Below are 8,903 nucleotides of genomic sequence, written 5' to 3'. Positions count from 1 at the left end.
GGGTTCCAGATGCTGGACCCGCTCCTGACCGGCGGCGCCGTGACAGGCGAGACCGCCCACCAGCAGGGCAAGCGGGGTGCGCATATGACAAGCCATGTTTCTTCCTTATTTTTTGTTTATTTTGTGTTTTTCATCTCTCCCGGCAAACCTTTCAGCTGGGGAAAGGTTTGCCATCCGGCCGTAAAAAAGGCCTGCGGCGGGAAGCGGCAAGCCTTGACAGGCAAAGCTAAGAGAGGGGTTGGCAAAATGTTGCGCAGGTTTTACCCAAATTGGGTAGAGAAGGCAAACACACAAACATTCCAGTTGAAGGAATCTGGGGATGGCTCACAAAAACAGGGGCTTAGCTGAAGGCCTCCCACTCATTGATGGGTCTGATCAGGTGATAGACATCATGGGCGGACAGGGTGCAGCCGGCAGGCCACTCCAGCTGGTGGTGACGATTGATGAAGACCCGGGCACAACGCTGCTCCGAATCCAGCGCCGCAAACAGGGGCTGCGCGCGCCAGGGGGTCAGATCCAACGCCCCCGTGGTGCCGTCGGAGAGCACCACAAACAGGCGCCATCCCTGCAAATATTCCACATCGATAAAGACCGGCATCCCTTCGGCTCCGATTGATAAAATCCGGCGCCATTATAAATAAGCTTCCTACGTTGCTTTGCAAAAGGGATCACAGTTTCTCCAGCCGTTTATGCTGTCTTGGAGCCCTGCACGCCCTCACATGAAAATCATGAATCGTGCCGCACTCGGGCTGGCGCTATGGGGCAGCCTGGCTTACCAGAAAGGACTCAACCAAACTGCGCGGCACTGAACCCGCCACCGCAATCACATAAAACCCGCCATTTGGCGGGTTTTATGTGGGGTGCAACACGGGATCAGGTGTTGAGAAAACAGGGCAGCGAGCGGCTGAACCTGTGTTCGAACACCAGCGAGGTCTCGAGGTGCACCACTTCCTCCCGGGAGGTGAAGTGATCGAACACGAAGTTGCGCAGATGCTCGGTGTCGGAGACACACAAATGCACCAGAAAATCATCCTTGCCTCCCATGTGAAACAGGCTGATCACCTCGGGCAGCGCCAGTATGGCGTCGCGGAAGGCATCGATGATCTGGCGGCTGTGTCGGGCCAGCTGCAGGGAGACCATGGCCTGGATATGGCCACCGAGCGCCTGATGATCCACTTCGCAATGCGCCCCCTTGAGCACCCCATCCTGTTGCAGCTTGCGCACCCGCTCCAGGCAGGTGGACGGCGCCACGCCGACCAGCGCGGCCAGATCCTTGTTGGTCATGCCCGCATCGCGAAACAGATGGGCCAGGATATCCAAATCCAGTTGATCCAGGTTTCTCATCTTAACTCCTTGCACCGATCAATTTTTTAGACTCTGCCCGTAAACCGGGCCGAACACAACGCAGATTGACATCGTGGCCGCGCCCCCTATGCTTTGGCGCACTCAGAAACCGGCCATGCCGGCTCGCCTCGCCCTTGCTGGCCTCATAAGGACCTTTATGCTCCCGTCTCACCCTTTCTGGAGCCAGGAAGTGCCCCGCGTCGATGGCCAGCTACTGCTGACCCCCTGCCCCGGCACCCAGCAGGTGGCGCTACCACTGACGCTGGATCAGCTCAGGCTGGCGGGTGCCCATGGCGTCCTGACCCTGATGACAGAGGCCGAACTGGCCCGACTCGCACTGAGCCAGCTTGGCCCGCTGGTCGAGGCGAGCGGCATGCGCTGGTTCCACCTGCCTATCGAAGACGATCAGGCCCCCGATGCCACCTTCGAACAGGCCTGGCAACAGGCCCTGCCGCAACTGACCGGGCTGCTGTTCGAAGGCAAAAACCTGGTCATCCACTGCAAGGGGGGCAGCGGCCGCACCGGCCTGATCGCCGCCGCATTGCTTGTCTCCCTCGGCCAGCCACAGCAGGAGTCCATGGCCGCCATCCGGGCCCACAGGCCCAAGGCCTTCACCCTGGCGGTGCATCGCCAGTGGCTCGACGCCCTGACCGCACGACGGGAGCAGGCCGACTGAGCCCCACCACGCGGATCCTTACTTGGGCTGCTGGTAGGTAAACACCTTGCCTATGTCTTCCACCCGATAGCTGGTGAGCTGATAGACGTAGTAGTTGAGCCAGTTGGAGAACAGCAGGTGGCCGTGGCTGCGCCAGCTGGCGCGCGGGGTCTGGCCGGGATCGTTAGCCGGATAATAGTTGACCGGGATGACGGGCTCGAGCCCGGCCGCCAGATCCCGCTGGTACTCCCCATCCAGGGTCAGGGCATCGTATTCAGGGTGACCGGTGACGAACACCTGGCGACAATCCTTGGTCGCCGCCAGATAGACCCCCGCCTCTTCGGACTCGGCAAAGATCTGCAGGTCGGTGTGGGCGCGGATAAGATCCCCGTCGAACGCGGCATAGCGGGAGTGGGGCGCCACGAATTCGTCATCGAAGCCGCGCAGCAGCGGCTCGTGCTCATCGAGCCTGTGATGGCGGTAGACTCCGGAGAGCTTCTCACCGTGGGTCTGTTTTTCCATGCCATACAAGGCTTTCAGCGCCGCCTGTACCGCCCAGCAGAGGAACAGGGTCGAGGTCACATGCTGATGGGACCACTCGATGATCTCGACGATGCGCGGCCAGTAGACCACCTCCTCGAACTCCACCAGCCCGAGTGGCGCTCCCGTGATGATCATGCCGTCGTAGTTGTTGCCCCGTACCTGTTCGAAGTCGTGATAGAAGTTCTCGAGGTGCGCCTGGGGCGTGTTCTTCGACTCCCGATCGTCGATACGCAGCAGATCCACGTCCACCTGCAACGGCGAGTTGGAGAGCATCCGCATCAGCTGGATCTCGGTTTCAATCTTCTTGGGCATCAGGTTGAGGATCAACACCCGCAACGGGCGTATGTTCTGGGTGACGGCCCGGGATTCCGTCATCACGAAGATGTTCTCCTGCCCCAGCACTTCGGCGGCGGGTAACTGATCCGGGATCTTGATCGGCATGCTTACTCCCTGTACTGCATCGGTAAATATGTCTGGACATCTAGAAGCCTATAACAAAGCGCTTACCCTGTCATCAGATACCTTTTGTATTCACCTCCGCCTTTGACTAGCATACGGCTCACATGTGTCTCTCGCAGCCAAGACAATGACAGGTATCAAGATTTCCGTAGACCGACTGCAAGTCGGCAATTTCGTCTCTCTGCCACTGGGTTGGCGCGAACACCCTTTCCTGTTTTCCAGCTTCAAGCTCAAGAATGAAGAGGAGATCGAGCTGATCCGCCGGCTCGGTCTAAAACTCGTCACCATCATCCCCGACAAGAGCGACGTCCCGCCCAAACCGCTGGACCAGATCCAGACCCAACCGGTGGAGACGCCCGACACCTCCCAGCGCCAGGCCGAGATGCAGCTGGAGAAGACGCGCCGCATCGAGCAGTTACAGCAGTATCGCCGCGATCTGCAGCTGTGCGAGAAGCAGTTCCAGCAATCCCTGGCGCAGGTGCGCAGCGTCATGAGCAAGCTCCAGTCCCGCCCCCTCAACGCCATCGGCGAGGCGCAGGAGCTGATCAACGCCATGACGGAACAGCTGCTGTCGGTGGATGAGATGGTGCTGCACCTGGTCTCCGACAGCGAGGATGGCAACAACCTCTACTTCCACTCCCTCAACGTCAGCGTGCTCAGCATGCTGCTGGCCAAGGAGTGCAACATGTCGGCTGACCAGATCCGCCAGGTCGGCATGGGTGCCCTGTTCCACGACATAGGCAAGCTGAAGATCCCGAGCCAGATCCTGCGCAAGACGGAGCCGCTGACCAAGCCGGAGCAGAACCTGATAGCTCAGCACCCGCGCTATGGCATCGACCTGCTCAATCTGGTCAAAGATTTCCCCGCCGAGGCCAAAGGCATCGTGCTCCATCACCACGAATATCTCGATGGCAGCGGGCCTGAGGGGCTCAAAAAGGGGCAGCTCGACCCGCTCACCCAGATGGTGTCGCTGATCAACGAGTACGACAACCTCTGCCACATGCAGGCCAAGGTGCCCTACTCGGCCCTGAGCGGCCTCTACAAGCAGCGCAAGGCCCAGTTCAACCCGGAATACCTCAGCATGCTGATCCGGCTGATGGGCATATACCCACCCGGCAGCGTGGTGCAGCTCTCCAATGGTCAGGTGGGGCTGGTGATGTCGGTGAATGCCTCTCGCCTGCTCTACCCCTCCGTGCTGGTGTATGATCCCCGTATCCCACGCCAGGAGGCGGCCATCATAGATCTGCAACAGGCCGAGCTGTCGATCGCCAAGGTGATCCACCCCAAACGACTGCCGCCGGCGGTGTTCGAATACCTCAATCCGCGTACCCGGATCAGCTACTACTTCGAACACACCAAGCCCTGATTGTCCCGGCCATGGTGCATGGCCGTCCCAGTTTACTTCCCCAGTTCAAGGAGCCCCCATGCGTATCGAGATCATCAGCACCGGAGACGAGATAGTGACGGGTCTGGTGGTGGATACCAATGCCGCCTGGCTCAGCGCCCTGCTGCTGGAACAAGGCTGGCAGGTGCGCCGCCGTGTCACTGTGGGAGACAACCTCACCGATCTGAAAACCGTGCTGCAGGAGAGTGCCAGCCGCGCCGACGTGGTGCTGGTGTGCGGCGGGCTCGGCCCCACTGCCGATGATCTCACCGCGCAGGCCGCAGCCGAAGCTTTCGGGCAACCGCTAACGCTGTACTCTGAGTGGCTGGCCACCATAGCGGCACGCTACGCCAGTCGGGGCCGCCCCATGGCGCAAAGCAACGCCAAGCAGGCCTGGTTGCCACAGGAGTGCGAGATCCTCGACAATCCGGTCGGCACCGCCTGCGGCTTTGTCGTGCACAGTGGTCAGAGCCAGCTCTTCTTCACCCCGGGTGTGCCGTTCGAGTTCAAGCAGATGGTGCGCGAGCAGATCCTGCCACGCCTCAAGCAGCTGGCTGGCGCGCAGACCGATACCGAACTACGCCGCTTCTACAGCTTTGGTATCTCGGAATCGGCGCTCTCCGACATGCTGGATGCAGCCCCCTGGCCAACCGGCATAGAGCTGGGCTACCGCTCCTCCATGCCGCTGATTGAGCTGAAACTCATCGGCCACAGTGCCAGCGCCGCCGACATGGATGACGCCGAGGCGCGACTGCTCGCGGCGATCCAGCCCTGGCTGGTGGGACGGGGAGATGAAGAGCCTGCGCGGCAGATCCTGGCCCTGCTGGGGGAGAGGCCGCTGACCCTGCTGGAGGGGGAAAGCCGGGGTGCGCTGCTCGCCCTCTGCCACGAGTATCCCCGGCTTGAGGCCGGCTTTCGCGGCAACGTCGCCAGCGAGCTGGCGCAGTTGGAGGCAAGAGGTGAGGGGCTGAGCCTGACCATAGGATGGGAGGGGACGGAGGGCGTGCCACTGCTGCTCTGCGCCGACGGGCAACAGATCGGCCAGACGCTGAAGGCCAGCCACCCGGATCCCGAGAGCCGGCGCAAGATCCTCGCCTTCGCCGCCCTCGACATGCTGCGCCGCCACCTGCAAGGCTTGCCAGTGCTCGGCGACTACCTCACCTTGGCCAGAACGGCGCAGCGCGGCCGCTAGGCATCCAGCGCCGGTGCCCGCAAAGATCGGATACCGGCCAACACCTCAAGCCAGACTCTTCCGGTACACCCCCCCCACGGGCGACCTGCGGGCTTCCCGTGCCGTCAGCATACCCGCTGTCATCCTTGATTTCCTCGTCCAGGCTCACCCATTTGTGCCTAGCTCGTTGACCAAAAAGGAGAAATGCCCGAATACTGCAGACCAGCGCCATATTGATGACTCGCATTTTTAACAAAAAGTCGATTAAATAGAAATCAAAGGCTATCTCGATATGGGTAAAAACGAGAGAAGGAAACCGGGTGTTAAGCAAAGAGTGGTTACTGTTATCAGCCGATATGGAGTACGCCTGCCTGCGCATCATACCCGGGCTGACCACCCCCGTTTCGGAGAGCGATATCCAGACGCTGTTGCTGGCTTCCAACTGTCGCCGCTACCAGCCGCTGACGGAAGGGATCAAGCATGCCATCAGCTTGCTCAACACCCTGTTAAGCAACCCGGACACCCCCCTGCCCGACAATCCGGTCCCCGTCGCCCAGCGCCACGATGCCCGTGTCACCCTGGTGGTGGAGAAAGACCGGATGAGCGCCATCGCCCAGATCACCGCCGACTGGGGTGGCAAGTATCTCACCACTGAAGATCTGGAGCAGGCGGTGCAGGCCAGCGAGATCAGCCGGGGGGTACAGGCGCCTCTCATCGCCGCCGCCATTCTGGCCGCCAAGGAGGCGACACCGGGCACCCTGCTCAAGCTGCCGGTGGCGCTGGGCAAGGCTGCCGTCAACGGCCAGGACACCCGATTCGAGCGGCTGGTGGAGACGCCAGCCGAGCGGATCCTCAAGCCCCGGGAGCTGGATCATGGCCGGGTCGACATGCGCGACCTCGGCACCCTGATCACCGTCAAGGCCGGCGCCCAGCTGATGCGCCGTCACCCCGCCACTCAGGGCGTGCCCGGCTTTACCGTCACCAACCAGGAGCTGCCCGCCAAGCATGGCAAGGACAGCCCCATGGTGGCCGGTGAGGGCACCTTCATCTCGCCGGATGATGCGGATCTACTGCTGGCCAGCCGCCCAGGCCTGCCCCGCCAGGAGAAGAACGGCATGAAGGTGGATGACGTACTGAGCGTCAAGCAGGTCGACATCCGCCACGGCCACGTCATCTTCGAAGGTGCCCTGATAGTGGCGGGGGATGTCACCCCCGGCATGAAGATAAAGACCAGTGGCGACGTGGTGATCGGCGGCTTCGTCGAGGGGGGCTACATAGAATCGAGCGGCACCATCACGGTGCGCAACGGCATCATAGGCCGCAAGAGCAAGCAGAGTGACGAATACCTCTGCCACCTCAATGCCCAGGGCGAGATCCACGCCAGCTATGCCCAGTACGCCAAGCTGGAGGCCGGGGGCGACATCCATATCCAGAACCAACTCAGCCACTCTTACAGCCGCAGCGGGCAAGACATCAAGGTGGGCGACAGCGGCATGCGCAAGGGCCACCTGCTGGGGGGCATCAGCATTGCCAATCGCCTCATCATGGCCCCCATCCTGGGCGCCTCGGCCTACAACCAGACCCGGTTGCAGATCCTCGGCGGCTACTTCACCCACAAAGAGCAGGAACAGGCCCTGCGCCAGCGCAAGCAGGAGTGCCGGGAGCAACTGGACAAGCTGCAGGATCTGCTGCTCAAGCTGTTACAGCTGCCAGGGGACAAGCGCAACCCCCAGACCCTGCAGAAGATCAAATTGATCCGCACCCGCCATATCGACGAGAGCAAGCTGCTGGATGAACAGCTGGAGGCCGCGCAGGAAGAGCTGCAGAAACTGATGGCTGAGATGGACATCATAGCCACCCAACGCGCCTTCCCCGGGGTCGAGGTGGAGATGGCCCACCACCACTACAGAGTCGACATAGAACACGGCCCCATCCACTTCGCCATCCGCGAAGATCAGTTGCAGCTGACCCCCTACGAACCCCACAAGTGACAGCAGCTGGCCCTGCGGCTCGCCTTCCCCCTGGCAACATTCCCCCTGCTGGCCCAGCCTCTCGCCGCCAACCCGTGATCCTGGCTGCGAATTTCGCTACACTCGGCCTTCCATTGGCCCCATAGGGCGGGCCAGCCAGACTTCAGGTAGTGAGAGATGTACAAGCTGATCGCATTGGATATGGATGGCACCCTGTTGGACTCCCAGGGCCAAATTTCACCCCGCACCCACGCCGCCATCCAGGCCGCCCGCGCCAGGGGCGTGACTGTGGTGCTGGCCTCAGGTCGCCCGCTGGAAGGGATGAGCCGTTACCTGGTCGAGCTCGGCCTCACAGGTCAGGATGACTACGTCATCTGCTACAATGGCGCCCTGGTGCAACAGGTGGCCGATCAGCGCATCATCCGCAGCCAGCTGCTGACCGGCAGCGACGCCAGTGCCATCGCCAAGCTGGCAAACGAGCTGGAGGTGAACGTACACGGCTTCTCTGTCACCCGGGGTCTCATCAGCCCCAGGGTCAGCACCTATACCGAGCACGAATCCCGCCTCATCGGCATGCCCATCAATCTGATCGATTTCGCCACCCTGCCCGCCGACGAGCAGATCATGAAGGTGATGATGATCGACGAACCGCCCCAGCTCTCCCGCGCCATCGAACGCCTGCCCGCCGAGCTGCATGAGCGCTACACAGTGGTACGCAGTGCCCCCTACTTCCTCGAGTTCATGCACAAGAAGAGCAACAAGGGCACAGGCGTCGCCGCCCTGGCCGAGCATCTGGCGCTGGACGCCACCCAGGTGATAGCCGTGGGGGATGCGGGCAACGATCACCACATGATCGAATACGCCGGGCTGGGAGTGGCCATGGGCAACGCCACCGACGAGATCAAGGCGCTGGCCCAACACACCACGGCGCGCAACGATGAAGATGGGGTCGCCCAGCTGATTGAACGGTTCGTGCTGAACGCCTGACCCACACAAGGGGCCTCCACCCAGGCCCCTTTTGCTATCCGGCTACCCCGGCCGGATGTTTAATATATCCACCACAGCCATCTCCCTCATCTCGCCAGCATTCCCCACAGCCCCCTTAATAAGGGACTCAAGGCAGTTCTTCGCTTACAAAATTTAACATTTAAGCATCATTTCGTTTGACATATTGAACGGCCTTGGCAGACTGGGATCAGGATCCAGGCTGTCATTGCCCAGGCTGACCGACGATTCTGGTACTGCGGCATGACCCTGATCCCATGACCATGCCTTGAGGCATGCCCTTGCCCTTTCAGCGGCAGCAAGGGCCTTCCCAAGGCGCAGGACCGCAAAGGATAGCAAGGTGAATCATGACAGCTCGCAACCCCCCCACCC

General features: G+C 61.4%; 8 protein-coding genes. 5 read left to right on the top strand and 3 right to left on the bottom strand.

Annotated features, from left to right (window positions below; all coding sequences use genetic code 11):
* Positions 1-340 precede the first annotated feature (340 nt).
* Both AAC083_RS03660 and AAC083_RS03655 read right to left on the bottom strand, forming a co-directional pair.
* Positions 341-598, bottom strand: a complete 258-nt coding sequence (locus AAC083_RS03660) for a DUF2442 domain-containing protein (protein ID WP_108535832.1) — start codon at positions 596-598, stop codon at positions 341-343.
* Positions 599-873: 275 nt separating this feature from the next.
* A complete protein-coding gene (locus AAC083_RS03655) occupies positions 874-1,344 on the bottom strand; it encodes an Lrp/AsnC family transcriptional regulator (RefSeq protein ID WP_042038432.1) in 471 nt (156 codons plus the stop codon).
* A 157-nt stretch (positions 1,345-1,501) separates the two neighbouring features.
* Here AAC083_RS03655 and AAC083_RS03650 point away from each other — a divergent pair, with 157 nt between their 5' ends.
* Complete coding sequence (locus tag AAC083_RS03650; RefSeq protein ID WP_108535831.1) at positions 1,502-2,020, top strand: cyclin-dependent kinase inhibitor 3 family protein; 519 nt, start codon at positions 1,502-1,504, stop codon at positions 2,018-2,020.
* Between the two features lie 18 nt (positions 2,021-2,038).
* On the opposite strand, the gene metA is transcribed toward AAC083_RS03650, so the two are convergent.
* Positions 2,039-2,983, bottom strand: a complete 945-nt coding sequence (gene metA / locus AAC083_RS03645) for a homoserine O-acetyltransferase MetA (protein ID WP_108535830.1) — start codon at positions 2,981-2,983, stop codon at positions 2,039-2,041.
* 145 nt (positions 2,984-3,128) lie between these two features.
* On the opposite strand from metA, the gene AAC083_RS03640 reads away from it, so the two are divergent.
* The 4 genes from AAC083_RS03640 to yidA all read left to right on the top strand — a co-directional run bounded on the left by AAC083_RS03640 (position 3,129) and on the right by yidA (position 8,513).
* Complete coding sequence (locus AAC083_RS03640; protein ID WP_108535829.1) at positions 3,129-4,367, top strand: HD-GYP domain-containing protein; 1,239 nt, start codon at positions 3,129-3,131, stop codon at positions 4,365-4,367.
* Positions 4,368-4,425: 58 nt separating this feature from the next.
* On the top strand, positions 4,426-5,577 hold the full coding sequence (locus AAC083_RS03635; protein ID WP_108535828.1) for a CinA family nicotinamide mononucleotide deamidase-related protein: 1,152 nt from the start codon (positions 4,426-4,428) through the stop codon (positions 5,575-5,577).
* A 299-nt stretch (positions 5,578-5,876) separates the two neighbouring features.
* Positions 5,877-7,547, top strand: a complete 1,671-nt coding sequence (locus AAC083_RS03630; RefSeq protein WP_339734960.1) for a DUF342 domain-containing protein — start codon at positions 5,877-5,879, stop codon at positions 7,545-7,547.
* Positions 7,548-7,703: 156 nt separating this feature from the next.
* Positions 7,704-8,513, top strand: coding sequence for a sugar-phosphatase (gene yidA / locus AAC083_RS03625; protein ID WP_108535826.1), 810 nt, complete (start codon positions 7,704-7,706; stop codon positions 8,511-8,513).
* Positions 8,514-8,903 lie beyond the last annotated feature (390 nt).

Origin of the sequence: Aeromonas sp. HMWF014, from assembly GCF_963878295.1 — a bacterium.
GTDB classification, from domain to species: Bacteria; Pseudomonadota; Gammaproteobacteria; order Enterobacterales; family Aeromonadaceae; genus Aeromonas; species Aeromonas popoffii.
This window is presented reverse-complemented; position numbering and strand designations above follow the sequence as displayed.